Source organism: Streptomyces sp. AM25 (assembly GCF_058146165.1).
The window spans coordinates 107,662-134,471 of record NZ_JBKIWN010000011.1; the positions used below are offsets into that span (position 1 = coordinate 107,662).

Genomic DNA, 26,810 nt, shown 5'->3' on the forward strand with positions numbered 1-26,810 from the left:
CCGGACTGTGCGACCATGGGCGAGGCACCTCCATCGGCTCCGGCGGTACACCCAAGGGGGAGTGGATGTACGGCGGCAACACCGGCCCACGGAGGCCCCTCGCGCTAACGGGTGCGGCAGTCGCGGTGCTGCTCCTGACGGCCGGCTGCTCCTCCGAGGAGAAGACACCGGCCGCGCAGAACGCTTCGGCGGCCGTTCAGCCGCCCTCCCAACTCCCCAAGACCACGTCGCCGTTCTGGGTCAACCCGGACGCCACCGCCGCGAAGCAGATGAGCCGGCTGCAGCAGGCCGGCAAGACGCAGGACGCCCGGCTGATCGCCCGGATCGCCGCGCAGCCGGAGGCCGAGTGGATCGGTGTGGACGACCCGGAGGGCCAGACCCGCGGCTTCACCGAGGCCGCCGCCAAGGCCGACCGCGACGCCGTGCTCGTGCTCTACAACATCCCGCACCGCGACTGCGGCCAGTACTCCCAGGGCGGCGCCTCCGACGGCGACTCCTACCGGGCCTGGCTCGACAAGGCCGTCGCGGGCATCGGGGACCGCCGGGCCACCGTCGTCCTGGAGCCCGACGCCCTGCCGCACATGGAGGACGGCTGCACCCCGCAGCAGTTCCACGAGGAGCGGTACGCGCTGCTCAAGGAGGCCGTCGGCAAGCTCAAGCGGCTGCCCGGGACCAAGGTCTACCTGGACGCGGGCAACCCCAGCTGGGTCACCCCCGCGGACCGGATGGCCGAGCCCCTCAAGCGGGCCGGCATCGACCAGGCCGACGGCTTCGCGCTCAACGTCTCCAACTTCCAGACCACGCAGGACAGCAAGGAGTACGGCCGGCAGCTCTCCGCCCTCGTCGGCGGCAAGCACTTCGTCGTCGACACCAGCCGCAACGGCAACGGCCCGCTGTCCGGCGCCGATCACGAGAAGGCCTGGTGCAACCCGGAGGGCCGCGCCCTCGGCGAGCCCCCGACCACGAAGACCGGCGACCCGCTGGTGGACGCCTACCTGTGGGTCAAGCGGCCCGGGGAGTCGGACGGTTCGTGCAAGGGAGGCCCGGAGGCGGGTCAGTGGTGGGAGGCGTACGCCCTCGAACTGGCCCGCAACGCGAAGTAGTTCTGCCGTAAGCGGTTCTGTCTGCCGTAAGCGGTTCTACTGGCCGTCGTCCTTGGCGGGGACCTTCAGCCACACCGCTTCGGACGGCGTGCCCTGGCCGTCGACCACGTCCAGCATGTACCAGCCGGGCGGCACCAGGGACGGGTCCTTGGGGAGGGTGACCTTCACGCCGTCCTTGGTCTTCGTGAAGTCCAGGGCGACCGACCGCTGTTCCACGTTGGTGACGTGGGTGAACGAACCCGGCCGGATCAGCCGCACCTTGGCGACCTCGCCGGAGGTCCGGTAGCTCGTGTCCTCGCCGAGGCCGACCGTCCGCGTGTCCCCGTCCTTGATCTCGGGGCGGCCGCTGCGGAACAGGTACGGCGGCGTGTAGAGGTCGATCTCCTGCTGGAAGGTGCCGGGCCGGGTGTTGTCCGCGTCGCCGAAGAGCGAGTCGGAGCCGAAGGTCATCACCCGGCCGTCGGGCAGCAGCAGCGCGCCCGAGTGGTAGTTGCGCCCCACGAGCGGATCGGCCACCGGGCGGGTGGAGTTGCTCTTCGGGTCGTAGACCTCGGCCTTGAGCACGTTGGAGTCGCTGCGGCCCCGGTAGCCGCCGGAGCCGTTCGTGGTCAGCACCGTGTCGTCGGGCAGGATGACGCTGCTGGGGTACCGGACCTTGGAGTAGAGGTCGGGGCCGTCGTGGAAGCGCGGCGCGGCGTCGTGCAGGTCGACGATCCGGGTCTTCGCCGTGGACTTGCGGTCCTCGCCGACGCCTCCGCCGCCCAGCACCATGTAGCGCTGGTCCTGCGCGGGCGGCAGCAGCACCGACATCGAGGTCTCCAGGATGTCGGGGTCGCTGATGCCGGGCACCTCGGTGAACCGGTTGGTCTGCACGTCCCAGAGGCCCGGCGCGCGGCCCTCGTCGGCCGGGCCGTATCCGGCGTTGGAACCGGTGTAGAAGATCCGGCCCTTGTCGGTGAGGAACAGGGCGGGATAGGTGGGGAAGAACCGCTGCGTGGGCAGGTAGGTCCACTTCTTCGTCTTCGGGTCGTAGACCTCGTTCTTCCCGGGGACGACCTGGCCGATCTCGTCCAGGCCGGAGACGGAGAGGACCTTGCCGTCCTGGAGCGTGGTGAGCGTGGGATACCAGCGGGCCTCGTTCATCGGGTCGACCGTGATGTAGCGCTCTGCCACCGGGTCGAACTCGTAGGCGTCCTTGATGCCCTGGAAATCCTTCTTGTCGAAGGAGAGCTTGTTGGCGATCCCGTAGAAGTTCTGCGCGTCGGTGCCGCTCAGGCCCTCGATGCGGTAGTTCTCCGTGGTCCCCGTCGCGTATTCCTGGCCCTTTTCCAGGGCCTCCACGTAGACGCGCGCGGTGCTGCCGGTGACGGTCACCTTGCCGTCCTTGTCCTGCTCCTTCTTGGCGCGCGGGACGAGAAGGGGGTCCTTCGACTCGAAGGTCTTGTGGCTCGTCCTGCCGGAGAACCGCGTCCCGGCGGGGAACGTCATCGGCTTGTCGGGGTTCTCGTTGTGGACGATCATCAGGCCGCCGGCCTTGGTGACGTCGCCCTCCAGCTTCTCGTAGCGCTGGGTGCCGCCGGCCACCAGGAGGTTTCCGTCGGGCAGTTGGGTGTGCCCGGAGCAGAAGAGGTCCTTCGGGGTGGGGATGTTCTTGAAGGTGTTCGCCTTCGGGTCCCACAGGACCGAGCGGAAGGACTTCGCCTTGAAATTGGCGGCGTTGTTGCCGGAGCCGGCGACCAGCAGCACCTTCCCCGTGTGCAGCAGGGCGGCGTGGATCGTGTTGATCCGGTACTCCTTGGGGACGGACACCTCGTCCCAGTGGCCGTTCTTCGCCTTGTACTCGGGCTTGTTGATTTTGTAGGCGTAGTACTGGTCGGACGCGTATCCCCAGATCGCCGGGCCGTTCATGCCCGCCAGGGCACAGACGACCACCGCGCCGATCGCCGTGCGGCGGGTGCGGCGGCTGAACCGGTATCTCATGACTGCTGCGCCCCCTCGGGCTGCTCGGGCGTGCGGCGCAGGGTCCAGGCCCAGGCGGCGATCGGTGCCACGGTGATCAGTACGGCGAGGGCGGCCCAGGTGCGCATGGCCACATGGGTGTGGCCGAGGAAGAAGGAGGCCACCAGCGAACCGCCGAAGATCGCCAGGAAGAACAGGTGGATGCGGAAGGTGCCGAAGAGGGTGTCGGGGCTGGCCGAGTCGCCCTTCGGGGTGACCACGAACCGGCTCTTGCGGCGCAGCACCGCATCGGTCAGCGAGCGTGCGTAGATCGGGGCGGAGAGCGCGGACATCGCCATCCCGGCCAGCCCGCCGGAGCCCTCGGGCTCGTGCGGGGAGACGTTGTGTCGGCGGTTCCAGATGTAGAGGCCGATCTGCAGGGCGGCCGCATCGCTGTAGAGCATCATCCAGACCTCGGAATCGATCTGGATGCCGGATGCACCGAGCCCGAGGAAGAGGGCGCAACTCAGGGCGCCGAGCATCCAGTTGATCGCGGTCATCGGATAGTAGATAACCATCAGCGTGTAGTTCAGGAACGGGCCGGGGGGCAGCGTGAAGGGCCCCTTCCAGTACTGCTTGAGGATGGTCTCGTAGGTGCCCCGGGACCAGCGCAGCTGCTGGGTGAAGAAATCCGTCCAGGCGTTCGGCCCCTCTCCCACGGCGAGGACGTCGGGGGTGTAGACCGAGCGCCACTTTCTGCCCGTGGCGGGATTGCGGTGGCGGTGCAGCTCGAATCCCGTGGCCATGTCCTCGGTGATCGAGTCGTAGAGCCCGCCGATCCCCTTGAGCGCGCTGATGCGTACGACGTTGTTGGTGCCGACGAACATGGGGGTGCCGTAGCGGTTGCCCGCGCGCTGGATGAGGGCGTGGAAGAGGAACTGCTGGCTTTCCGCGGCCTTGGTGACGGCCGCGTCGTAGTTCCCGTACACCTGCGGTCCAACGACAAAGGCGACATCCGGGTCACGGAAATAACCGAGCATGCGCTCCAGGAAGTTGGGCAGCGGCACGTGGTCGGTGTCCACGGAGGCGAAGAAGTCGTAATGCTCCCCGTGGGCGTCCAGCCAGGCGTTGTAGTTCCCGTGTTTGGTTCTTGCGCGGTGCGGGCCCTTCGGCCGGTTCCACCTCTCCACGCCCTTGCGCGTGAAGTGGTGCACTCCGAGGCGTTTGCAGACGTCCTTCACCTCGGGGTCGTCGCCCTCGTCCAGCAGCCAGACGTCGAGCGGGCCGCGGTGGCGCACCCGGACCGCCGCCTCCAGGGTGCGCGTCACCATCGCGATCGGCTCCTTGCCGGGCACGAACGAGGTGAGGAAGGCGACCTTGGTGCCGGTCTGCGGCACTACGGGTATCGGATCGCGGGCCACCAGGGTGGCGTGCGCGTTGGACGTGACGTTCAGGGTGCGGAACAGCTCGATCAGGCCGATCGACACCAGCATCACCGTGTCCAGCGTCCGCATGAGCGGGGTGGGGTGGTCCCGCTGGGTCCAGTGCGCGGGCTGCATCAGCCACACCAGGAGGGCCAGCGAGACGACCGGGGCGGCGCCCAGCAGCAGCGCTGCCTTGATCCGGTGCGGCTCGTCGGCCAGCAGGCTGCGGTAGCGGACCCGGTACGGGACGCCCTCGGGGGGCTGGGTCAGCGGGCCGGCGAGGCGGCTGTAGTGCTCGTAGTCGTAGCGCGGGCGGGTCCGTCCCGGGTGGCGGCGGGCCGGCGCCGGGACGACCGCTCCGGTGGTGGGCCGCCGGGCGTCGGGCGCGGTGGCCGGAGTGGTCGGAACGGGGACCCGCACGCGCGGGATCGCTTTCGGCGGTGTCTCCTGGTGCCTGGAGTCGGCAGGCGTAGATGTCATGAATCGTCCCCCCGCACGCATGCTGACTGCGTGTGCGCTGCAGTTCACGGGCCCGGCCGGCCCCCCTTGACCGAGCGCGGGCGTGCGTCGGTGCCGGCTCCCTCCGGCACCACCCAACTCACTGGTCAGACAGTGATATTGGGGGTGTTGCTGTGAGGTCAGGATCTCGGACCGTCAGTCATGATCGCAAGGGTGAAACAAGGTGGTTACCGGGCAAAGCGGTACGGTCGAACAGAGAAACGCACGAACATGCAGAAGCGTGGCACGCACAGATGGCCGGAAACGACTCGGGGCTCCTCACCGATGGTGAGGAGCCCCGAGTCTCGCGTGCGCCGCCAGGGACTCGAACCCCGGACCCGCTGATTAAGAGTCAGCTGCTCTAACCAACTGAGCTAGCGGCGCCTGCTGACAGAGAAAACTTTACAGGACGCCGGAGGATGCTTCCGACCACTCCGGCAGGCCGTATTCAGCTATTTGTGTCGTAATAGCTATTGATCTGCGGTTTGTCGCAGGAAAGGCAGCGAGGAGATGCCCGACGGGATACCTGACGACGATCACCCTGCCCACCAGGGGCGATGCGCCCTGCGGGGAGCCCTGGTGGCGGTTGTCGGGGCCGCGGTGATCGTCGGTACGGCCGCTGCGGTCCCGGGGGCCCTGGCGGATCCCCCCGACCCCGCGGCGAACGAGGACGCCGCGGCGGAGTCGGGCGCGGAGGCGGGCGCGGGAGCGCGCGGGCTGGAGCCCGCGGTGGCCTTCGCGATGAGTCATGTGGGCGACGCCTACGCCCTCGGGGGCGACGGCCCGCACCGCTGGGACTGCTCGGGGCTGGTCCAGCAGGCCTACCGCCGGGCGGGCGTCCGGCTGCCGCGGGTCGCGGCCGACCAGTACCGGGCGTCGGCGCGGATCTCGCGCAAGGCGCTGCGCCGCGGCGACCTGGTCTTCTGGTCCTCCGACGGCCGGGCGTCCGGCATCCATCACGTCGGGGTCTACCTGGGCGGGGGCCGCTACATCGAGGCGGCCCGGCCGGGCACGAATGTGCGGATCTCGGCCTTCTCCCGCTACAGCCCGAACCTCTACGGCCGTCCGGTGGCCAGGTGAGCCTGTGCTTGGCCTGGACATGACTATTGGCTGGTACTAGCCTCCGTATTGGTCTGGACCGCTCATCCCACACGACTCACGAACCCCCCACGTTCGAGGAGTGCTCAGCATGCGCAAAAAGATCAGTGCGGTGATCATCGGCTTAGGCATCGCCTGCGTCTCCGCCCTCTCCACCGGCAGCGCCGTCGGCCACGGCTACACCGACGCGCCCACCAGCCGCCAGGCGTTCTGCGCCGACGGCACCGTCCAGAACTGCGGCGCGATCCAGTGGGAGCCGCAGAGCGTCGAGGGCCCCAAGGGCTTCCCGGACGCCGGACCGGCCGACGGCACGATCTGTGCCGGCGGCAACAGCCGCTTCGCCGAGCTCGACGACCCGCGCGGCGGGAACTGGCCGGCCACCCCGGTCACCGCGGGCCAGAGCTTCACCTTCAGGTGGCGGCTCACCGCCCGCCACGCCACCACCGACTTCCGCTACTACCTCACCAACAGCAGCTACGACCCCACCAAACCGCTCACCCGGGACGAGCTCGACCCCGAGCCCTTCCTCACGGTGCCCTACGACGGCCGGGTCCCGGACGCCACCGTCACGCACGACGGCGTCATCCCCGCGGGGAGGACCGGCAAGCAGCTCATCCTCGCCGTCTGGACGATCGCGGACACCGGCAACGCGTTCTACGCGTGTTCGGACGTCCAGTTCTGAACGGGCACCGGGGGCGGGCGGAACGGACCGTCCGCCCCCGGCGCCTCACTCGTCCGGGTCGCGCTTCAGCGCGATCCGCGCCAGGATGCCCGCGACCACCAGCGCGACCACCGCCAGCAGGGCGTAGTCGGGCACGGCGTTGCCCACCTTCGAGGCGAACTCCTCCAGCCCGAACTCCTGATCGGCGTCCAGAATGCCGGGCAGCCCGGTCGTCCCGTCGTATACAAGGAACAGGACGCCGATGCCGATGAAGAACAGCCCCGACACCAGCGACGTCGTGTGCAGCCGCAGCCGTCCCACGCGGAACTCCCGCCCGCGCAGCCACCGTCGGCTGCCGAGCCGGTAGCGGTCCCAGAAGAGGGCCAGGACGAACAGCGGCAGCGCCATGCCCAGGGCGTAGACGGCGAGCATCGACGCCCCGTACACCGGGTTGCCGTGCACGGCCGTCACGGTCAGCACCGCGCCCAGGATCGGCCCGGCGCAGAAGCCGGCCAGTCCGTAGACGCAGCCGAGCAGGAACGTCGACGCCGCCGAGCGCGGCGTGATCCTCCCGGCCGCCTCCTGGGCCTTCTTCGAGGCGAAGCCAAGGCCCAGGATCTGGGCGGCGCCCAGGGCCACGACGATCCAGCCGCCGGCCGTGATCAGCACGTCGCGGTGCCCGTTGAAGAGCCGGCTCGCGGCGGTGGAGGCCGCGCCGAGCGGCACGAGCGTGGTGGCCAGCCCCAGGTAGAAGACGCCGGTACGGGCCAGCAGCCGGCCGGGGGTGGCGAGCGAGTAGGCGAAGAACGCGGGCAGCAGCAGGGCGCTGCACGGGCTCAGCAGGGCGAGGGCGCCGCCGAGGAACGCGGCGAGGTAGCCGATGTCGTTCACTTGCCCGGCTTCCCGTCGCCGGCCTGTGCCTCCTTGGCCGCCTTGGCCTGCGCGATGGCGTCCTCGAAGGCCGACATCGGCTGCGCGCCCGCGAGCGGACGGCCGTTGACCAGGAAGGACGGGGTGCTCTGCACGCCGATGGCGTAGCCCTGCTCCTGGTCCTTCTTGACCGAGGCCTCGGCGGCGGAGCCGTTCATGTCCGTGCGGAACTTGTCGAGGTCGGCGACGCCGGCCGTGCGGGCCATGTCGACGAGCTTGTCCTCGGCGAGCGCATCGCCCTTGCGGAGCTTGGCGAAGACCTCGTCGTGGAAGGCGTGGAACTTCCCCTGCTGCCCGGCGGCCCAGGAGGCGCGGGCGGCGCGCATGGAGGGGTCACCGAAGATCGGGAAGTTGCGGAACTCGATGCGCAGGACGCCGCTGTCCACATACTTCTTGATCAGCTCGGGCTGGGTCTCCCGGGTGAAGCGGCCGCAGAAGGAGCACTGGTAGTCGGCGTACTCGACGAGCACGACCGGGGCGTCCGCCTTGCCGAGCGCGAGCGGGTCGCCGTCCTGGCGGCGGGCCGTGGCCTTGTCGTACTGGTCGTAGGCCTTCTGCTGCGGGTCGTTCGCCCCGGCGGAGGCGGCGGAGGGCTCGCGGGTGCCGGAGCCGCCCGTGCTCTTGCCGATCGCGATGCCGGCGGCGGCGACCGCGACGACCAGGGCGACGATCGCGCCGATGGCGGCGATGCGACGGGAGGGCTTGGCAGGCTTGCCGGGCTTGGTGTTTCTGGCGTTTTTGGTGTTCTTCGTGTTCTGGGTGTTCTTGGGCGGGCGTGCGGACATGAGCGGGGCTCCCTGGGACGTATGGAATCTGGGCATGCCGGAGCACGGCCGGGCGCTCGCGCGGGGGAGCGGGCCGTGGCGGGGCGGACCTAGATCCGTAGGACGGGGAGCAGCTCGGAGCAGCCTGCGACCGGCGCGGGCGGGGCGCGGGGCGCGGTGGCCTTGGGCGCACGCGCCTGGGGGAGGGGCGTGCGCGCGGTGCCGGAGGCGGTGAGCGGGTCGGCCGAGGCGTGGGCGACGGCGACCTCGGCGCCCTTGACCGGCATGTGCTGCTGACGGCAGCTGCCGTTGCCGGAGCCGGCCGTCGTGGCGGACGCCACCTGTGCGCCGGTCCTCGTCTCCGTGGACGGGACGGGCGCGCCCGTCGCTCCGCAGAGGGCCGGACCGAAGACGACGGCGAGGAGGAGGACGAGCACGGAGACCGCCGACGTGCGGTACCGGTGCGGCATCTGCCTCCTCCTCTCGTGTCGTTCCGCCTGAACGAAGAAGGCCCCTCGCCGGAACGAGGGGCCTTCTTCAGTCTGTGCGCCGCCAGGGACTCGAACCCCGGACCCGCTGATTAAGAGTCAGCTGCTCTAACCAACTGAGCTAGCGGCGCCTGCTGACGAGATAAATACTACCCGGTCCGAACGGGTGCTCTGAACCACCCGTTCCGCAGCCCCTCCGGACCCCGCTCAGAGGGCCATCGACAGCAGCATCGGCGCCGCGTGCCGGTTGAGCGCCTCGGCCGCCTGGCGCAGCCGGTGCGCATGCTCCAGCGGGAGCGAGAGCGCCAGGGACCCCACCGCGCGCCCTGCCGTTATCGGCACGGCGGCGCAGACGGTGCCGAGCGCGTACTCCTGGAGGTCGAGCACGGGGACGCTGGCGGGCTGGGCGTCGAGCCTGCGGAAGAGCAGCTTCTCGCTGGTGATCGTCCGGGAGGTGAGCCGGGCGGTGCGGTGCCGCGCGAGGTGGTCGCGCCGGTCGTCGTGGTCGAGCTGGGTGAGCAGGCACTTTCCGGCCGCCATGGCGTGGGCGGCGGAGCGGAAGTCGACCCACTCGTTGACCTTGGGGGTGCGCGGGCCGTCCGCGTACTGGGTGATCTTGATTTCACCGTCGACGTAGCTGCTCAGGTAGACGGCGGCGCCGAGCGTGTCGCGGAGCACGGTCAGCGACCGCTGGAGTCTGGCCTCCAGGGCCTTGGTGCGGTCGCGGCCGGCGGTGAGCAGGGGCACCGCGTCGCCCGTGACGTAGCCGCCGTCGGCCGTGCGCTCCACGTACTCCTCGTGGCGCAGCATCTGCAGGAGATGCGCGAGGTGTCCGCGGGGCAGCCCGGTCTCGCGGGAGATCTGTGCCTCGCTCACGCCTCCGGTGTATTTGGCGACGGTCTCCAGCACGCGCAGCGCGTACTGCACCGAGTGGAACGGTGCGGTCGGGTCGGGCCTGAGCGCCACGGTCTCCCCCTTGCGGTTTTTCCTGTGGGTGTCCCCGGTTGTCGCCCTCCCCACGATAAGGGCGAAAGGGCCTGCACGGAGAGGGTGTTGAGCAGAATCCCGGCTTGGTCCGTACCCCTGTCCCGGGCCGTCGGACCTTGGCATATGCCGCAGTCGTAGGCGGCCGCGCGGGAATAACCGGAGAACGGCTCCGGTTGGTTGCGGCGACGGCGCACATGCGCGCGGAGACGACCGCAGGGAGGCGGGCCACCGTGGCCGAGGCACAGGAGAACGTTCAGGGTGTTACGGGCGTGACGGACGAAACCATCCGGGCGCGGCCCCGCGGCAGCGCTCCCGTCCCCCTGTCCGTACTGGACCTGGCGACCGTCGGCAGCGGCCGCACCGCCCGGCAGGCGCTCGGCACCACGGTCGAACTGGCCCGCCTCGCCGAGCGCCGCGGCTACCACCGCTTCTGGGTCGCGGAGCACCACTCCATGCCGGGGGTGGCCAGCTCCTCGCCGGCCGTCATCCTGGCCCACCTCGCCGCCCACACCGACCGCATCCGCCTCGGCTCCGGCGGGGTGATGCTGCCCAACCACGCGCCGCTGGTGATCGCCGAACAGTTCGGCACCCTCCAGGCCCTCGCCCCCGGCCGCATCGACCTCGGTCTCGGCCGCGCCCCCGGCACGGACGGCGCGACCGCGGCCGCCCTGCGCCGCACGGTCCCCCGTAGCCTGGACGGCACGGGAGGTGCCCCCACGTTGCACGAGGGCGCCGACGACTTTCCCCAGCAGCTCTCCGAGCTCACCCGTTTCCTGGACGACGACTTCCCCGACGGCCACCGCTACGCCCGCATCCACGCCGTGCCGGGCCCGGTCCAGGGCCGGGTGCCCGGCGGGGTGCAGCGCGCCGACCGCCCGTCCGTCTGGCTGCTGGGCTCCTCGGGCTTCAGCGCCCGCCTGGCCGGACTGCTCGGCCTGCCGTTCTCCTTCGCACACCACTTCTCCGCCGCGAACACGGTTCCGGCGCTGGAGCTGTACCGCGAGTCCTTCCGCCCGTCCGAGGTCCTGGACCGCCCGTACGCCAAGATCGGCGTCCAGGCCTTCGCCGCGGACGACGCCCGCGAGGCGCACCGCCAGGTCATGACCGGCGCTCTGGCCATGCTCCGCCTGCGCAGGGGCCGCCCCGGCCTGGTCCCCACGCCGGAGGAGGCGGAGACGTACGCCTACGCCCCGGCGGAGAAGGAGTTCGTGTCGGACTGGCTGCGAAATGTGGTGTACGGAACGGCGGATGAGGTCAAGGAGGGCCTGAACGCACTGGTACGGAGGACGGGCGCGGACGAGTTGATGCTCACGTCGAACGTGCACAGCGCGGAGGCGCGGGTGCAGAGCCTCGAACTGATCGCGAATACGTACGGAATGCCGGGTTTCCCCGCCCCGTAAGGGGCGCGGGGAACTGCGCGAGCAGCCACGGACGGCCCGCAGTCGCGCATCGACCGCTCAGGCCCCGAGCAACGCAGAGATCCTCTCGGCCGGCACCGGCCGGGAGTAGAACCACCCCTGCCCGGTGTCACACCCCATCCTCCCCAGGCGTTCGGCCTGCTCGGCACTCTCCACACACTCCGCCGTCACCGTCAGCCCCAACCGGTGCGCCAGCTGCACCAACGCCTCCACGATCGCCTCGTCCGCGGGATTGCGGCCGTGCACGAACGTGCCGTCCAGCTTGAGCGCGGACACCGGCAGCCGGCTGAGGTAGGCGAGGTTGGAGTACCCCGTCCCGAAGTCGTCGATGGCGATGGCGACGCCCATGTCGCTCAGCTCCCGCAGCTGTTGCAGCGGCCGCCCGGTCGTGCCCATCACGGCCGATTCGGTGAGCTCCAGCTGCAGCAGGTGCGGCGGCAGCCCGGTCTCGGCGAGGGCCGCGGCCACGTCCGCGACCAGGTCGGAGTCCCACACCTGACGCACCGCCACGTTGACGCTGACGACCAGCGGCGGTCCGTCCGGCCGTTCCAGCTGCCAGCGCCGGGCCTGCCGGCAGGCGGTGGCCAGCACCCAGCGGCCCAGGGGGACGATGGCGCCGGTCTCCTCCGCGAGCGCGATGAACCGGTTCGGTCCGAGCGTGCCGAACTGCGGGTGGCACCAGCGCACCAGGGCCTCCACCCCCCGTACGGCGCCGTCGGCCAGCCCCACCAGCGGCTGGTACTGCAGCGCGAACTCGCCTCGCTCGACCGCGGGGCGCAGCGTGCGGGAGAGCGCCTGCCGGTTCATCCGGTGGGCGTTGCGCTCGGGGTCGAAGAGGGTCCAGCGGGCCTTGCCGTCCGCCTTGGCCCAGTACAGCGTGGTGTCGGCGGCCTGCATCAGCTCGGTGGCGTGCGTCCCGTCGGCCGGCCGCTCGACCACACCGATGCTCGCCGACACCGACAGCTGCTGTCCGGCCGCCTCGAACGGCCGCTGCAGCGCGGTCTGTACGGTCACGGCGAGGTCGATCAGCTGCTGGGTGCCCGCGGACTGCTCGACCAGGAGGGCGAATTCGTCGCCGCCGAGGCGGGCCACGAGGTGCCCGCCGGGTGCCGCGCAGGCTGCGAGCCGTCCGGCCACGGCGGTCAGCAGCCGGTCGCCGGCGTCGTGGCCGAGGGTGTCGTTGACGGCCTTGAAGCCGTCCAGGTCGAGGTAGCACAGCCCGATCCGGCCCGTCCCGCCCGGCAGGGTCGCGGCGGTGGCCAGCGCACCGGCCAGCCGCTCGAAGAACAGGCTCCGGTTGGGCAGACCGGTCACCGGGTCGTGCATCCGGACGTGCCGCAGCCGGGCCCGCAGGTCGCGCCGGTCGCTCACGTCCGCGACCGACAGCAGCGCGTCGTGGCTCTCGGGCAGCGGGGTGACGGTCACCTCGGCCCACAGCCCCCGTCCGCCGGACTGTCTCAACCGCCGGGTGCAGTGCAGGCGGTCGCGGCGGCCGAGCAGCACCTCGCGGTACTTCAGCCAGGTCCGGGTGTCGTCGCGGAGGCCGGTGAACTCGGCGGCGGGGGAGTCCTGGAGCCGGGCGGGGTCGGTGCCCAGCAGGACGCCGAGCGCGTCGTTGGCGGTGCGTACGAGGCCGTCGCGGCCGACGACGGCCATGCCGAGGTGCGCGGCCCGGAAGGCAGCCCGGAACTCCTGTGGGGTCAGATTACGTTGCGTGACGACTGGCGGCATGGTGCCGGAGGTGCCGCCCTGGCCGTCGAGGGGTCCGCTCACCGCTCGCTCCCGCGTGGCATCGGGGTCCGCACTGCTGGAGTGCAGGGGTCTTCGGATCGTGTGCGTGGGTCGTACGAGTGGTCGAAATAGGGCTGAATGGCCGTCTGTAGGGGGGTTTCCGTGCTGGAAATGTGGCGATCATAGGGCCCGCGCAGGGCCCGTTCCAGCGGTCCGTCCGCGAGGGGCGGAGCCGCCGGCCGCGAGGTGACCGATTCCGTTCGTCCATGCCCGTCCATGCGCACTCATGTCTGCGGCTGTGCGACAGCGGCCTCCCGATTGACTGACCGTGACTGAGTGTGATGTACCCAGAAGTCGGCTTAGTCACTCGACTGGGGTAGTGAAACGGGGCATAACACCGCAAATAACAAGAGGGTGGTGGAGGTCTCCCGAATCCGTCCCCGGAGGTCGACGTGGTGCGTCCGCAGACACCCATGGGAGTGGACCGGCCCCGGCTGCGTCGCGCCGGGGCCGTGATCACTTCCCTGTGTGCGATCGCCACGACGATCGCGACCGGGCCCGCGCACGCCGTGGGGCCCGGCGGCCCGTGCGCGCTGCCGCGCAGCGAGGCCCATCACTCCGAGGGGCTCGACACCTGGAACCCGGCCTTCCCTCGCCCGGTCGGCCGGCTCGACGCCGTGATGGTCTTCCTGTCCTTCCCGGACTCCCGCCCCTACGTCACCCCGGAGCGGCTCGCGGCGGACCACTTCCCCGGCACCTCACGCTTCTTCGAGCGGGCCTCCTACGGGCAGTTCTCGCTGCGCGTCCACCCGCTGAAGAAGTGGATCCGCATGCCCCGGCCCTCCGTCGACTACCGCATACAGCGCGACTGGGACGGCGACCTGCGCTCCGCCTACCTCAAGGACGCCATCGCCGCGGCCGACGGCGAGGTGGACTTCAGCCGCTACGGGCTGGTCTATCTGGTGGCCGATCCGGACGCCCCCGGCGTGGACTCCGATGCCACCAAGGTGGTCAATCTTGACCAGCCGATCCATGTCGACAACACCGACCTGCGCCGCGTCGTCACCGTCTTCGAGCACCACCCGCCCGACCGCAACGTCCTCGCCCACGAGACCGGCCATGCCCTGGATCTCCCCGACCTCTACCACCGGCCGGAGGACGGCAAGGGCGACTGGGACACCCACGTCGGCGACTGGGACCTCATGGGCAGCCAGTTCGGGCTCGCCTCCGACCCCTTCGGCTGGCACAAGTGGAAGCTCGGCTGGCTCGGCACCCGGCAGGTCGACTGCGTCCTCGGCCGGGGCAGCACGCTGCACACCCTCCAGCCGGTCGAGGCCCCGATGGTGCCGGGCACGGACCCCCGCACCCGGCTGGTGGTGGTGCGTACGGGCCTGAACAGCGCGATCGTCGTCGAGGCGCGGAGCGCCTCCGGCAACGACTCCTCCACCTGCACCGAGGGCGTGCTGGTCTACCGGGTGCGCAGTGACGTTCCTTCGGGCAGCGGTCCGATCCAGGTGCTGGACGGCCACCCGGGGCGGCAGGCCTGCTGGGGCGAGTCCGTCAATCCGCAGTTGGCGGATGCGCCGCTCGGCGTGGGCGAGACGCTGGCGGCCGAGCGCGCGGACGGCGTGGAGGTGAGCGTCCGGGCGCGTACGGCGGGCGGGGCCTGGACCGTGCGGGTGCGGCGGGAGTGACGCGGGGGGCCGGAGGGAAAGGAAGAAGGCCCCCGCACCGGAGTGCGAGGGCCTTCTTCTGTCTGTGCGCCGCCAGGGACTCGAACCCCGGACCCGCTGATTAAGAGTCAGCTGCTCTAACCAACTGAGCTAGCGGCGCCTGCTGACGTGGAAGACTTTAGCACCCTGATCCGGTGGAAAGAAAATCCGGATGTTTAAACGGCTGCGCGAGCGGCTCGGACGCAGGCCCAGAGCAGCACGTCGGGCCCCGGGAGCCAGGGGGCCCGGGTCTCCGGGGCGACCAGCCAGCGGGAGGCGGCGGGCACGGGCTCGGTCTCGTCCGCCGGGAACAGCGGCGGGACGGCCACCGTGTCGCCCGTGCCGTGGCACAGCAGCGGGGGCACCCGGCGGTCGCGGCCTCCCCACTCCTCCCAGTTCAGCAGTGCGGGCAGCCGCTGGGCGGTGCCGGGGGCGACGAAGAGCAGCAGCCGGCTGCGCTGGGCGGCGACCGGCCCGGAGCCCGGCCCCGCCGCCCACAGCCGGTCCAGCACCCGGCGCCCGAAGAGCGCGGGGACGCCGATCACGTCGAACGCGGTGCCGCAGGGGAGCACGACCGAGGCCCCCGGGCTGTCGGCCCACAGGGCGTGGACGCTGCGCGGGAACTTGCTGGCGGAGGCGAGCCAGTCGGCACCGGCCAGGGTGACCCGGGCGGCGACCTGTGCGGCGTACGGGGGGCGCGGCGAGTGCTCTCGGGAGGTCATGGGCCCCATGATCTGCGTCACAGGACCGGGCCCCCGGGGGCTTGCCCGAATCCGGGACAGGGCTGCGGGCGGTGCGCTACCTTGTGCGCCGCATATGCCAGCGGCCCATGGTCGCCGGACCGCGGGCCGCACCCGTTCCGCCGGGCTGCGGCTCGGCCGCTACTCGACCACGCTGCCGTCGCGCAGCAGGCCGCGGCCGAATTCCACCATCTTCCTGGTGTAGTCCTCGCTCCATTCGGCCCGCTCCGCGATCACGGCTGTCGGCAGCCGGTCGAAGCGCCGGGGGTCGGCGAGCTGTGCGGCCGCCAACGCCTGGTACTCGGTCGCGCGGTCGGCCGCCGCGCGGAAGGCCAGCGCCAGCTCGGTGGAGCGGGCCAGCAGTTCGCGCGGGTCCTCGATCGATTCGAGGTCGAAGAAGTGTTCGGGATCGGCGACGGACTCGGGCGGCTCGAAGAGCAGCTGGGCGGGCTTCAGGCGACGCGGTCCACTGTCGTCACGCGCGCCGGGAGCCTGCTTCGGCTCGCACATGTACATACCTCCAGGATCGTCTGCACCGCCATCCATTCTCCTGCGCACCGCAAGGGGGCCGCCGACCGGAGGGGACCGGCGCGCCTTTCACGGCGCCCACCGCACCCGGTGTTCGCCGAGGTGCGCCGGCACCGCGTGGTCGGCCTCCCAGCCGTCGGGGCTGCATCCCCTGGCCGCCTCCGGCGGCGTGCCGGGCTCCGCCCGGCGTCACCGGGGTGCTGCCCGCCGCGAGGGAAGCTCCCGACGGGGCCGGTCTCAAGGGCGCCATTGCACGCGGTGCTCGGACCAGTGCTGCCACGTGGAGAACATGGCCTCCCAGCCGTCGGGGCTGCATCCCCTGGCCGCCTCCGGCGGCGTGCCGGGCTCCGCCCGGCGTCACCGGGCTGCTGCCCGCCGCGAGGGAAGCTCCCGACGGGGCCGGTCTCAAGGGCGCCATTGCACGCGGTGCTCGGACCAGTGCTGCCACGTGGAGAACATGGCCTCCCATCCGTCGGGGAACTTCACGGTGACGCCCAGCTGCACCGGCTCCGTCGACGGGTGGTCGTCCAGCAGACGGTCGACGCCCGACCGGCACACCACCACGCACGCGTGCCGGTGCCGCGAGGCCAGGACGCACAGGCGGCCCGTCTCCAGGTGGAAGGCCGTGGTGTCCGGGCGGCCCGACAGCGGGTGCAGCACGACCGTCACGTCGAACTCCCGGCCCTGGAGCCGGTTGGCGGTGTCCACGGTGACGCCGTGGACCCCGAGCTCCGCCAGTGCCGCGCGCACGGCCGCCGCCTGGTCGCGGTGGGCCGTGCCCACTGCGATCCGCTCCGCCGTCAGCGGCACCGGGTCCGGCGAGCGCTCGCTGGTCGTCGCCCCGCCCCGGTCCAGCAGCCGCCGGACCACCAGCGCCACTGCGCCCACCGCCTCCGGATCCGTCCGCGGCGTGTGGCGCGCGGGCAGCTCCAGGAGGCCCCAGCCCGACTCCGCCGCCTCGTCCAGCACCCGGTCCGGGCCCGAGCCGTCGGACGGCACCCCGAACGCCAGCCGCCGGTCCCCGTGGTCCGTGCCGCTGCGGAAGGGCGTGTACGGGTAGAAGGCGTCCGACACCAGCGGCGCGGCCGAGGCGGGCAGCCGCCAGGACACCGGCAGCCGGTGCTGCGGCAGGCCCGGGTTGTGGGCCAGCAGCGTCGTCACCGCGCTCGCCGACGGGTCGTACGACAGCCCCGCCCACTGGGCCGAGCCCTCGGGCCCGACCACGCTGAACGGGTCCAGCTGGCCCGGGTCGCCGACGAACAGCGCCCGCTCGAAGAGGCCCGCCACGGCCAGCAGCGCGTCCGAGCGCATCTGGTACGCCTCGTCGACGATCGCGTGGCCCCAGGGCTCCGCGGTCTTGGTGTGCGCCCACTTCGCGGCCGTGGAGACCACGACGTCCAGCCCGGCCAGGTCGGCGGCCTTCGCGGACGTCACCACCGAGTCCAGACCGGCGATCGCCGGGTCGTACGGACGGCGCTCGTTGCTGTGCAGCCGGCCGACCGGCAGCCCGGGCTCCGCCTCGGCCAGGCGCAGCACCAGGTCGTCGACCTGGGCGTTGGTCTGCGCAATGATCATCAACGGGCGTCCGGCCGCGGCCAGTTCGCGGGCCGCCCGGACGACGAGCGTGGACTTGCCCGCGCCGGGCGGGGAGTCCACGACGACGCCGCGGTGCGGACTGTGCAGGGTGTCGTGCAGGATCGCCCCGGTGGCCTCGGCCGCCGCCTTGGCCGGGTCGAAGGCGCGTCCGCGCGCCATGCGTACGCTCACAGCCGGTCCTCCGCGGTCACGGGGTCGGGGGCGCCGGGCGGCGCCGCCGGGTCCGGCGGGCCGCCGTGGGTCCAGGGCGTGCGCTCGGGATCGGGCAGCTCGGGGCCGCCCCGGGGCGCGTGCTCGAAGAGGGTCCAGCAGACCCGGTCGCCCTTCTCCGGCACCGAACCCGGCTCGGGGACCTTGCCCCGGCCCATCCCGCCGGTCAGCCGCACGGTCGGCGCGCCGTCCGGCCCGTACGACACGAACTCCCCTGTCTGGGCACGGCCGTCGGGCAGCGCCCGGTACACCTTCACGCCCTCGGCGAGGTGCGGGGCGTCCTCCGTGCGCACCGTGACCAGGGGGCGCGGGCGCGGGACCTTCGCCTCCGAGTACGCCATCACCACCTCCGTGACCTCTCCCGCGAAGGCCTCGCCGGCCAGCCGCCGCCCGGCCATCACCAGCGGATCGTCCAGCGCCTCCTGGGCGTCCAGCAGCGCCAGCGCGCTCTCTCGCGCGGCGAGCTTGCGGGCCGCCGTCACCGCGTCGTCCCGCCGGGGCTGCGGGGGTTCGCCCGCGCGGATGCGGTCGCGGTGCGCGGTGTACGACCAGCGGTCCCGCTTCCAGCGGTCGGCGACGCGGGCGCCCTCCGGCAGGGCGCGCAGGAGGTCGACGCCGCGCCACATGGCGTCCCACGTGGGGCGCAGCTGGGAGGCGAGGAGCGCGCGGATCTCCTCCTCGGCGGCAGACCGCTGCGCCGCGGTGCGTGCGAGGTCGTGGCGCGAAGTGGCGGGAGCCAGGCGCTTGTTGTCGAAGACCGGATCCGTGGCGGGGCCGGCCGGAGGGTGGCGGAGGAGCCCGTCGGGGCCGCGCTCCGTCTCCGCGCGCAGGGCCGCCGTGACGCCCGTCGACCCGGGCGGGGGGTCGATCCAGGCGAGCAGCGCGCCGAGGTGCTGGTCCTCCAGGCGGCTCTGGCCCGTCGCCCAGTGCCGGCCCAGCAGGTGCGTCATCGGCAGCAGCAGGGACGCCCCCGGCACCCGGGCCCGTTCCCCGACGTGCGTGAGCCACCGGCCCAGCAGCGGGACGCGCGGGGGCGCGGGATACGGGGCCTCCGGGTCCTGCTCGGCGGTGCGGCGGAAGCGCATGGAACGGCCGAGCAGGCGGACGAACTCCACGCCGGGCGCGTTGGGCACGAGGATCTGCGGCGCGTCGGAGCTGGGCTCGGTGTCGTCCTCCTCTTCCTCGCCGTACTGCTCGATGTACGGCAGCATCACGTCGGCCAGTTCGGCGAGGAACGCGAACCGCAGGTCCCTGTCACGCGGTTGGGGCACGGCCAGCAGCCGCGGGGCGTCCCGCTCGGTCCCGACCAGCGCGCCGAGCGGCGCACCCGCCTCACCGGCGGTGGTGAGCAGCACGAGCACGAGCGGCTGCGAGGAAAGATGCCGATGCCGCACGGTGGCGAGGGGCTGGGCCTTGCCGGCCTGAACGGCTTCGATGCGGGCGAGGGTGGTGAGGAGGCTCATACCGTCACCTGCAGAAGGTTGTGGGCAGGCGTTCCGCAGGACTGGGGGTACCCCCGGCGGTAGCCGGGGGAAGGTGGGCACAACCGGACCACCGGACAGCAACCGCCCCGCCTCACCGCGCACCCCCAGCCAAGGCCTCGGCCCTGAGCCCGGCGGCCCGCCGAAGCGCAGCAACGACCGGATCCCCCGCATCCCCCACCCCGCCCAGCGCAGCGCACCGCACCGCCTCGACGCTCGTCAGATCCCCCAACTCCGCCCGCAGCCCCCGCCCGAGCACCGCCACGGCCCCCTCCTCCCGCGCCCGCTCCCGGCAGTGGAAGGCGAGCTCGCAGGCCGCCAGGCACTCCGGTGCGTACGCCGCCTCGACCGTGCCCAGCGCGTCGGTCAGCTCGGCGGCAGGCCGGTCCGTCGCGAACGAGAGGCCGGGCGGCAGTGCGGCGGCGATGTCCGCCACCTGTTCCAGCCGGGTCAGCTGGCGCCGGGTGGCGGCCAGTTGACGGCGTACGTCGACGAGCGCCGCGGCCGGCAGGTTGGAGAAGTCCTTGGGGCAGATCAGCAGCACGTCCGGGCGGACGCGCCCGCCGAGGGCCTCCAGCGCGAGCGCGTACACCGCCGCCTGCCGTGCCGCCGCGCCCACCTTGGCGGAGTCCGCCGCCCCGTCGACCATGGCGAAGGATTTGATCTCCACGACCGTCCGGTCCCCGTCGGGATGGACGATCACCGCATCCGGCTCCAGGAAGGCGGGCGTCCCGGCGACGGTCAGGCTCAGCATCGGGTGGTCCAGCAGCGCCCAGCGCCCCGCCTCCGTGGCCTCGCGGAGGGCCAGGGCCGTCCGCGCCGTGCGGCCCTCGGGGCCGGCGGCCGACAGGTCGGGCACGTCCACGGCGTCCGCCTCCGGCGGCTCTGCCCCGGGCAGCTGCCCGCACAGCAGCCGCACCAGCTCCGCACCGCCGTCCCCCTTCACCCGGGCTTCGAAGGCGTGGCCGCGCACGAACGCGAACTGCGACTGCCCGAACGTGACCTGCGCGCCCAGAGCCCGGGCCAGTGCCGCCTTGTCCACCCCGGCACCGTCGAGCAGGGCCCGGCGGCGGCAGCCGGGATTTGCGGCCAGGGCCGCCAGTGCGCGGGCGTCCAGGGGATGCGGCGCGGCCTCCGGGCCGCGCAGCTCAGCGAGCTGCTGTCGCAGCGCCGTCGGTGCGGCTGTCCCCGGCCCCGTCCCGGGCCGGCTGTCGAGGGATCTGGTCACTGGCGTCCGCCTCGCGAAGTCGGTGCGCTGTATCCGCCGTACGCGCCGCAGTCTCGCATCCGCCACTGACAACTGCGGGCACCCCACGGGTTTCCGCGCCTTCCGGGCCGGTGAAGCGGGCCCGGAGGCGGTCGGCGAGGCGCAGCGCGGGCCGGGACAGGAGGTAGCCGACGCCCATGACGGCCGCGCCGGCGAGCGCGTCCAGGAGGTAGTGGTTGGCGGTGCCCATCACCACGAGGGCGATGCCGAGCGGGTAGACCGCACCCGCGGCCTTCGCCCAGACGCTGCGCGCGTGCCGCCAGAGCACGGCCCCGCACCACAGGGCCCAGCCGACGTGCAGGCTCGGCATGGCCGCGTACTGGTTGGTGAACCCGCCGAGCCCGCGCGGGGCGCTCGCGTCGCCGCCCCACCAGCCGTACGAGCCGTACTGGGCCATGGTGTCGACGAACCCGTAGCCCGCCTCCAGCAGCCGGGGCGGGCAGGTGGGCAGCAGGGTGAAACCGATGAGGCCGATGAGGGTGGAGATCATCAGCCAGGTCCGCAGCCGGCGGTAGTGCTCCGTCCTGCGCCTGAACAGCCAGATCAGGATGGCGGGGGTGAGCAGGTAGTGCAGGGACGCGTAGGCGAAGTCGGCGGGTATGCCGAGCGCGGGGTGATCGGTGAACAGCTTGTTGAGCGGGGGCTCGATGTTTATTCGGAACGTTTTTTCAAGATCGAGTATCGACAGGCCGTGGTCGACCGCCGTCTGCACGTCCCCCCGCACCAGCAGTCGGCCGGCCGAATAGAGGCCGTAGACGACGGCTATCAAGGGCAGCTCGGTCCACCAGCGCGGCCGCTTCCCGAGTGGTGCGGTGCGGTACATCCGGACGCTCTCCATGTGTTCAGGCGGCCAACAACAAGCGGACATGCAACCGTACGGTGTACGCCACATTGGCTGCACACCGCCCCTTTGCGCGGGAAAGGAGACGTCCCAAGCGCCCCAAGGGTTGCCTGGTACGGGAGTGAGTGATGATGGAGAGGAACGTCACCGCACACTTGTGAAGGGGCTCACTCCATGGCACCGCGCATCCTGCTGGCCCGGCACGGACAGACGGAATGGTCGCTCTCCGGCAAGCACACCGGCCGCACGGACATCCCGCTCCTCGACGAGGGGCGGCGCGGTGCCAAGCTGCTCGGCGAGCGCCTGCACCGCGCCCCGTGGGACGGCCTGCCGGACGTCGAGATCCGCACCAGCCCGCTCGTGCGCGCCAAGGAGACCTGCGAGCTGGCCGGCTTCGGGGACCGGGCGGCCGACTGGGACGTGCTGATGGAGTGGGACTACGGCGCGTACGAGGGCATGACCCCGGCCGAGATCAAGTCCGGCCGCCCGGACTGGTTCATCTGGCGCGACGGCGTGCCGGAGGGCGAGGCGCTGGCCGAGGTGTCGGCGCGTGCGGACGAGGTCGTCCGGTGGGCGAAGTCGGCGGACCGCGACGTCATGATCTTCGCGCACGGCCACATCCTCCGCGTGATCGGTTCCCGCTGGCTGGGCCTGGACGCGTCGTTCGCCGCACGCATCCGCCTGGACCCGACATCGCTGTCGATCCTTGGCTGGGCGTACGACGAACCGGCCATCGAGCGCTGGAACGACACGGGGCACCTGGGCTGACGGCGGGGGATACCGACGTCCGGAGCCTCACACGTTTCGCGTCCGGAGCCTCAGACGCTTCACACGGCCTGTGCGTCGTGCCGCGTCAGGAACGCGCCGACCGCAGGCACCCCCGTGTGGGAGCGCAGCACCCGCGCCGTGGAGGCCAGCATCCCCCGGATCCGCGCCGACTGGACCTGTGCCTGCAGGTCCAGGACCCGCTCCCCGGCCACCGCCGCCTCCGCCACCGCGCCCCCGTGCGCCAGGTCTCCGGCCAGCTGCGCCGTGTAGAGCGCGATGTTCCGCGCGAAGTGCGGATCGGCCAGCTCCACGGCCCGCCCGCCGTGTTCCGCCGCCCTGCGCCAGTCGCCGAGGGCGGACCAGCACTGCGCCTCCAGCAGTTCCAGCTCGGCCTCGCCGAAGAACGTCATCCACTCCGGATCGTCCTCGCTCCGCCCGCGCTCGAAGAGCGTCCGCGCGCGCAACAGCGTCTCCTCACAGGCCGCCCGGTCGCCCAGCTGGGCCCAGCCGCCGGCCTCCCGCAGGGTCAGCAGGGACATCAGCCGTGCCGAGGCCAGCTGCCGGCCGGCCTGCTGTGCGGCCTGCGCGGCGCGGACGGCCTCCCGCGGCCGTCCGGCGTCGCGTGCGAGGAAGGCGGTGTTGCAGAAGGCGTGCGCCTCCAGCGCCGCGTCCCCGGTGACCCGTGCGGTCGCGAGGGCCTCCGCGTAGTGGGAGCGGGCGTCGCCGAAGCGCCCGGAGTCGTGGGCCAGCCAGCCGACGGAGATGGCGAGTTCGCCCGCGCCCGCGTGCAGCCGGTCCGCCACCGACTGCCGTCGGGTCTCCGCGTCGAGCAGTTCGTACGCCGCCCGCAGCGGCTGTGCGGCGCGCCGGTAGAGGTGGTCGGCGCCGTGCCGGTCGTCGAGCAGCCGGATCTGCCGGACCGCCTGCTCGAGGGCACAGGCCTCGGCCTCCCCCGCACGCCGGGGCGTGCGGGCGCCCGGCACTCCGCCCAGGGAGACGGTGGCCACGGCGGCCGGGCCGGAGGTGATGAACGCGCGACGCAACACGTCGCTCTCCTTGCTGCTGTCGAAGCGGTCGAGGGGACCGCCCCCGGAACCCGGGATGCGGCCGCCCGAGGGGCTCTCGGTGGAAGCGGACGGCGCACCGCCCTTGTCGCGCGCCCCCCGTCCACGCACTGCCTCTCGTGGCGCGAACCCCATGTCCGCCGGTTCGCAGCCGGGGAACATATGGCGGAACACCCGCTCGTAGGCGTAGTTGGGACAGCGGATCTCGCCGGACTCGACGCGCCCGATGTAGCGCGCGTCGCAGGAGACGTGTTCGCCGATCTCACGCGCCGCCCGCCGCACTTCCGCCGCGAACTCCCCTGGTGAGCGCGGCCCCCGGAGCCGGCGGAAGGCTGTGTTCGGGCGGCGCGGCGAGGACGCGGAGGAAGACGTGCGAGACGACGCCATGGCCGGACCCTCTCCCTGGCGAGCCGCCCCGCGAGGTGCCTGCGGAACGGGTGGCTGTGCTGCCGTATGGCGTGATGACCGTACCGGCTGCCGCGGGCCCACTACGCCTGGTTTCTCTACAAAACGGATATCCCACCTGCCATCCGCCATGAACTGCCATCCTTTGCGGCGGCGCGGCGCCGTAGCCGTTGACACCGCACGGGCGTTGAACCGGGTGAACGGACTGGAGCAGGCTCGTTGACCGGGGCCCGCGGACGGTCCGTTCACTGCGGAGCGGACTTGTGCGGCGGAGGAGGGGTTTCCCGTGGTGGAGGCCGGAGTGGACATCGGCAGCTCGCGAACGACGGCACTGCACCAGCCGCGTCAGGACCGCAGCGCTTCCCCGTACCCGCCGCCGGTGACGGCCGCGGAGAGCGGTCCGTGCGATCTTGTCACCGTCCCCGCCCGGCAGGGCCTGGAGGCGGTCGACATCCTGCGGCTGCGCGACGGCGTGGGGCCCGTGCTGCACGACGGCGGCTGCGACACCCTCGGCTTCCTCGTCCCGCCCGGCACCGCCGCGGCCTGGGACCTGCCGGGCAGCGCCTGCACCCAGACCTACGGGCGCGGCCTGCGCACGGGCGCGCCCGGCGGCGTCGCCGAGCCGCCGGTCACGGGCACCGGCTGGCTCGTCGCCCCGGACGTGGCCTTCACCTCCGCCACGGACCCCGCCGTGCTGCGCGCGGCGCTCGGCGAGGCGGCCCGCACGATCGAGGCCGTCGACCGCTGCAGATAGCGGCCGGAGCGGCCCGCGGGATACTTGCCGTGTGGCAAAAGGCAAGCAGAAGCAGGGCCGCGGGCGCGCGGCGGAACCGATATCGGCGCAGGTGGCGGGTGGTCTCGCGGAGCTCGTGCCCGATCGCGACCGCCCCCGCGGCCGGACCCTGCTGATCGACAGGGCGCCGCAGTCCCATGTGGACCTCGACGACCCCGCGTACCTCGAATTCGCCTACCAGCGCCGGATCGGGCACATCGCCGACCTCGTGGCGCCGCCCGGCAAACCCGTCCAGGCGCTCCACCTCGGCGGCGGCGCCTTCACGCTCGCGCGCTACATAGCCGCGACGCGGCCCCGGTCGACGCAGCAGATAGTCGAGATCGACGCCCCGCTCGTGCAGTTCGTCCGCACCGAACTGCCGCTGGACAGCGGGTGGCGGATCCGGGTCCGCGGCGGCGACGCCCGCGAGGGGCTCGCCAAGGTGCCGGACGGCTGGGCGGACCTGATCATCGCCGACGTCTTCGGCGGCGCCCGCACCCCGGCACACCTGACCAGCACCGAGTTCGCGGCCGAGGTGCGCCGCGCACTGCGACCCGGCGGCTTCTACGTCGCCAACCTCGCCGACGGCCCGCCGCTCGCCCACCTCAAGGCGCAGATCGCGACGGTACGGACGGTCTTCCCCGAACTGTGCCTGACCGCCGACCCGGCGGTGCTGCGCGGCAAGCGCTTCGGCAACGCCGTACTGCTGGCCTCGGACCGGGAACTGCCGGTCGCGGAACTCACCCGGCGCGCCGCGACGGATCCGCACCAGGGACGCGTGGAACACGGCAGGGGGCTGGCCGACTTCACCGGCGGCGCGGCTCCGGTGACGGACGCGACGGCCCGCCCGTCCCCGGAACCGCCGCCGTCGGTGTTCGAGTAGGGGGCGCCCCGAAGGGGGCACGACCGGCCGACCACGACCCGCAGGGACAAGATCACCCGAGCTGCCCCGAACGCACGACATCCGCATACCACCGCGCACTCGACTTGGGCGTACGCACCTGCGTCGCGTAATCCACGTACACCACCCCGAACCGCTTGCTGTACCCGTACGCCCACTCGAAGTTGTCGAGCAACGACCACACGAAGTACCCGCGCACGTCCGCGCCGTCGGCGCGGGCACGCAGCACCGCGTCCAGGTGCGCCCGCAGATACGCAATGCGCTCCGGGTCGTGCACCGCACCCCCCGCGTCCGGCTCGTCGTCGTAGGCCGCCCCGTTCTCGGTGACGAGCAGAGGCAGGCCGGGCAGTTCGCGGGTGAAACGCATCAGCAGCTCGTGGAGGCCGGTCGCGTCCACGCTCCAGTCCATCGCGGTGCGCCTGCCGGGCGGTTGGTGGAAGGTGACGTGACGGTCGGCGCCGGGCCAGGCGGAGTGCTCGCCTCCGCCGTGGCCGTCGGCGCGCGAGGGGCCGTTGTCAGTGCCCGCTGATACCACTGTGGGTGCGTAGTAGTTGATGCCGAGCGCGTCCAGGGGGTGCTTGACGATGTCCGGGTCGCCGTCGCGGACGAACGACCAGTCCGTGATCCGTGCCGTGTCCGCCAACAGGTCGGCGGGGTATGCGCCGTTGAGCATGGGCTCGGTGAAGATACGGGTGGACAGGGCGTCGATGCGCCGCTGAGCGTCCAGGTCCTGGGGGGAGGGCGTGAGGGCCCTGACGGCGGCGGTGTTGAGGGCCACCGTCAGCAGCGCCTCGCCGGGGAGCACGGAGCGCAGCGCCTGCGCCCCGAGGCCGTGCGCCAGGTTGAGGTGGTGGGCCGCGCGCAGGGCGTCCGCCGGGTCCGTGCGGCCGGGGGCGTGCACGCCGGAGCCGTAGCCGAGGAAGGCGCTGCACCAGGGCTCGTTGAGGGTGCACCACATCCCGACGCGGTCGCCCAGGGCCTTGCCGACGAGGTACGCGTAATCGGCGAAGCGGTGTGCCGTCTCCCGGGCCGGCCAGCCGCCCGCCTCCTCCAGCTCCTGGGGAAGGTCCCAGTGGTAGAGGGTCAGCAGCGGCCGGACGCCGTGGGCGAGCAGGTCGTCCACGAGCTCCCGGTAGAAGTCGAGGCCCCGCTGCGAGGCGGGGCCGCGGCCCGTGGGCTGGACGCGGGGCCAGGAGACGGAGAAGCGGTAGGCGTCCAGGCCCAGTTCGGCCATCAGCGCCACGTCGGCGGCGCGGCGGTGGTAGTGGTCGGCGGCGATGTCACCGGTGTCGCCGCCGAGCACCCGGCCGGGGGTGCGGGAGAAGACGTCCCAGATCGAGTCGGTGCGGCCGCCCTCCTGTGCCGCTCCTTCGACCTGGTACGCGGCCGTCGCCGCGCCCCAGAGGAAACCGGGCGGGAAGTTCACGCTCATGCAAGTGCTCCGATGCAAGTGCTCCGGCAAATGTGGGGGGGGGGAATGGGCAC

General features: G+C 72.3%; 23 protein-coding genes and 3 tRNA genes. 8 read left to right on the forward strand and 18 right to left on the reverse strand.

Annotation, left to right across the window (positions count from 1 at the left end; genetic code table 11):
- The first annotated feature begins 65 nt into the window (after positions 1-65).
- Positions 66-1,103, forward strand: coding sequence for a glycoside hydrolase family 6 protein (locus tag ACLHRZ_RS16980; protein ID WP_490419269.1), 1,038 nt, complete (start codon positions 66-68; stop codon positions 1,101-1,103).
- 36 nt (positions 1,104-1,139) lie between these two features.
- Here ACLHRZ_RS16980 and glxA read toward each other — a convergent pair whose 3' ends face one another.
- From glxA to ACLHRZ_RS16995, 3 genes are all read right to left on the reverse strand, one after another.
- Positions 1,140-3,083 (reverse strand): radical copper oxidase GlxA, encoded by a 1,944-nt coding sequence (gene glxA, locus ACLHRZ_RS16985; RefSeq protein ID WP_490419270.1) that lies wholly within the window; start codon positions 3,081-3,083, stop codon positions 1,140-1,142.
- Positions 3,080-4,945, reverse strand: coding sequence for a glycosyltransferase family 2 protein (locus ACLHRZ_RS16990; protein WP_490419271.1), 1,866 nt, complete (start codon positions 4,943-4,945; stop codon positions 3,080-3,082). Before ACLHRZ_RS16990 ends, glxA begins: the two co-directional genes overlap by 4 nt.
- A 328-nt stretch (positions 4,946-5,273) precedes the next feature.
- Positions 5,274-5,347 (reverse strand) — tRNA-Lys (locus tag ACLHRZ_RS16995).
- Positions 5,348-5,542: 195 nt separating this feature from the next.
- Between ACLHRZ_RS16995 and ACLHRZ_RS17000 the strand changes: the two genes are divergently transcribed.
- Together ACLHRZ_RS17000 and ACLHRZ_RS17005 are read left to right on the forward strand one after the other, a co-directional pair.
- Positions 5,543-6,043, forward strand: coding sequence for a C40 family peptidase (locus tag ACLHRZ_RS17000; RefSeq protein WP_490419272.1), 501 nt, complete (start codon positions 5,543-5,545; stop codon positions 6,041-6,043).
- A gap of 109 nt (positions 6,044-6,152) precedes the next feature.
- Positions 6,153-6,743 carry a lytic polysaccharide monooxygenase auxiliary activity family 9 protein gene (locus ACLHRZ_RS17005; RefSeq protein ID WP_490419273.1) on the forward strand — a complete coding sequence of 197 codons (591 nt, stop codon included), beginning with the start codon at positions 6,153-6,155 and terminating at the stop codon, positions 6,741-6,743.
- Positions 6,744-6,788: 45 nt separating this feature from the next.
- Here ACLHRZ_RS17005 and ACLHRZ_RS17010 read toward each other — a convergent pair whose 3' ends face one another.
- The 5 genes from ACLHRZ_RS17010 to ACLHRZ_RS17030 form a co-directional block, all read right to left on the reverse strand.
- Positions 6,789-7,613: a cytochrome c biogenesis CcdA family protein gene (locus ACLHRZ_RS17010; RefSeq protein WP_490419274.1), complete on the reverse strand. Its 825-nt coding sequence runs from the start codon at positions 7,611-7,613 to the stop codon at positions 6,789-6,791.
- Positions 7,610-8,437: a DsbA family protein gene (locus ACLHRZ_RS17015; protein WP_490419275.1), complete on the reverse strand. Its 828-nt coding sequence runs from the start codon at positions 8,435-8,437 to the stop codon at positions 7,610-7,612. The genes ACLHRZ_RS17010 and ACLHRZ_RS17015 overlap by 4 nt, the downstream gene beginning before the upstream one ends.
- Before the next feature lie 89 nt (positions 8,438-8,526).
- Complete coding sequence (locus ACLHRZ_RS17020; protein WP_490419276.1) at positions 8,527-8,886, reverse strand: hypothetical protein; 360 nt, start codon at positions 8,884-8,886, stop codon at positions 8,527-8,529.
- A gap of 75 nt (positions 8,887-8,961) precedes the next feature.
- Positions 8,962-9,035: transfer RNA gene (locus ACLHRZ_RS17025), tRNA-Lys, on the reverse strand.
- Between the two features lie 76 nt (positions 9,036-9,111).
- Positions 9,112-9,870 carry an IclR family transcriptional regulator gene (locus ACLHRZ_RS17030; protein ID WP_490419277.1) on the reverse strand — a complete coding sequence of 253 codons (759 nt, stop codon included), beginning with the start codon at positions 9,868-9,870 and terminating at the stop codon, positions 9,112-9,114.
- Positions 9,871-10,160: 290 nt separating this feature from the next.
- On the opposite strand from ACLHRZ_RS17030, the gene ACLHRZ_RS17035 reads away from it, so the two are divergent.
- Positions 10,161-11,291, forward strand: a complete 1,131-nt coding sequence (locus tag ACLHRZ_RS17035) for an LLM class flavin-dependent oxidoreductase (RefSeq protein ID WP_490419278.1) — start codon at positions 10,161-10,163, stop codon at positions 11,289-11,291.
- Between the two features lie 57 nt (positions 11,292-11,348).
- Here the strand turns inward: ACLHRZ_RS17035 and ACLHRZ_RS17040 are convergent, their stop codons facing one another.
- Positions 11,349-13,082, reverse strand: a complete 1,734-nt coding sequence (locus ACLHRZ_RS17040; protein ID WP_490419279.1) for a putative bifunctional diguanylate cyclase/phosphodiesterase — start codon at positions 13,080-13,082, stop codon at positions 11,349-11,351.
- 431 nt (positions 13,083-13,513) lie between these two features.
- On the opposite strand from ACLHRZ_RS17040, the gene ACLHRZ_RS17045 reads away from it, so the two are divergent.
- Positions 13,514-14,734 (forward strand): M6 family metalloprotease domain-containing protein, encoded by a 1,221-nt coding sequence (locus tag ACLHRZ_RS17045; RefSeq protein ID WP_490419353.1) that lies wholly within the window; start codon positions 13,514-13,516, stop codon positions 14,732-14,734.
- Between the two features lie 65 nt (positions 14,735-14,799).
- Here ACLHRZ_RS17045 and ACLHRZ_RS17050 read toward each other — a convergent pair.
- From ACLHRZ_RS17050 to ACLHRZ_RS17080, 7 genes are all read right to left on the reverse strand, one after another.
- Positions 14,800-14,873, reverse strand: a tRNA-Lys gene (locus ACLHRZ_RS17050).
- 55 nt (positions 14,874-14,928) lie between these two features.
- Positions 14,929-15,474, reverse strand: a complete 546-nt coding sequence (locus tag ACLHRZ_RS17055; protein ID WP_490419280.1) for a bifunctional DNA primase/polymerase — start codon at positions 15,472-15,474, stop codon at positions 14,929-14,931.
- Positions 15,475-15,633: 159 nt separating this feature from the next.
- Complete coding sequence (locus ACLHRZ_RS17060) at positions 15,634-16,002, reverse strand: DUF8844 domain-containing protein (protein WP_490419281.1); 369 nt, start codon at positions 16,000-16,002, stop codon at positions 15,634-15,636.
- 423 nt (positions 16,003-16,425) lie between these two features.
- Positions 16,426-17,775 (reverse strand): AAA family ATPase, encoded by a 1,350-nt coding sequence (locus ACLHRZ_RS17065; RefSeq protein WP_490419354.1) that lies wholly within the window; start codon positions 17,773-17,775, stop codon positions 16,426-16,428.
- An 8-nt stretch (positions 17,776-17,783) separates the two neighbouring features.
- The gene (locus tag ACLHRZ_RS17070; RefSeq protein WP_490419282.1) at positions 17,784-19,289 is read right to left on the reverse strand and encodes a hypothetical protein; all 1,506 of its coding nucleotides are present in this window, start codon (positions 19,287-19,289) and stop codon (positions 17,784-17,786) included.
- 112 nt (positions 19,290-19,401) lie between these two features.
- Entirely contained in the window at positions 19,402-20,535 is a 1,134-nt protein-coding gene (locus ACLHRZ_RS17075) for a hypothetical protein (RefSeq protein ID WP_490419283.1), read from the reverse strand.
- A complete protein-coding gene (locus ACLHRZ_RS17080) occupies positions 20,456-21,412 on the reverse strand; it encodes a phosphatase PAP2 family protein (RefSeq protein WP_490419284.1) in 957 nt (318 codons plus the stop codon). Before ACLHRZ_RS17080 ends, ACLHRZ_RS17075 begins: the two co-directional genes overlap by 80 nt.
- Positions 21,413-21,589: 177 nt before the next feature.
- Between ACLHRZ_RS17080 and ACLHRZ_RS17085 the strand changes: the two genes are divergently transcribed.
- Positions 21,590-22,183, forward strand: coding sequence for a histidine phosphatase family protein (locus ACLHRZ_RS17085; protein WP_490419285.1), 594 nt, complete (start codon positions 21,590-21,592; stop codon positions 22,181-22,183).
- Positions 22,184-22,242: 59 nt separating this feature from the next.
- Here the strand turns inward: ACLHRZ_RS17085 and ACLHRZ_RS17090 are convergent, their stop codons facing one another.
- The gene (locus ACLHRZ_RS17090) at positions 22,243-23,634 is read right to left on the reverse strand and encodes an NsdA family TPR-like regulatory protein (RefSeq protein WP_490419286.1); all 1,392 of its coding nucleotides are present in this window, start codon (positions 23,632-23,634) and stop codon (positions 22,243-22,245) included.
- Between the two features lie 307 nt (positions 23,635-23,941).
- Here ACLHRZ_RS17090 and ACLHRZ_RS17095 point away from each other — a divergent pair, with 307 nt between their 5' ends.
- On the forward strand, positions 23,942-24,406 hold the full coding sequence (locus ACLHRZ_RS17095; RefSeq protein WP_490419355.1) for a hypothetical protein: 465 nt from the start codon (positions 23,942-23,944) through the stop codon (positions 24,404-24,406).
- A 31-nt stretch (positions 24,407-24,437) separates the two neighbouring features.
- Positions 24,438-25,307, forward strand: coding sequence for a spermidine synthase (locus ACLHRZ_RS17100; RefSeq protein ID WP_490419287.1), 870 nt, complete (start codon positions 24,438-24,440; stop codon positions 25,305-25,307).
- A 52-nt stretch (positions 25,308-25,359) separates the two neighbouring features.
- On the opposite strand, the gene ACLHRZ_RS17105 is transcribed toward ACLHRZ_RS17100, so the two are convergent.
- Complete coding sequence (locus ACLHRZ_RS17105) at positions 25,360-26,757, reverse strand: GH1 family beta-glucosidase (RefSeq protein ID WP_490419288.1); 1,398 nt, start codon at positions 26,755-26,757, stop codon at positions 25,360-25,362.
- Positions 26,758-26,810 lie beyond the last annotated feature (53 nt).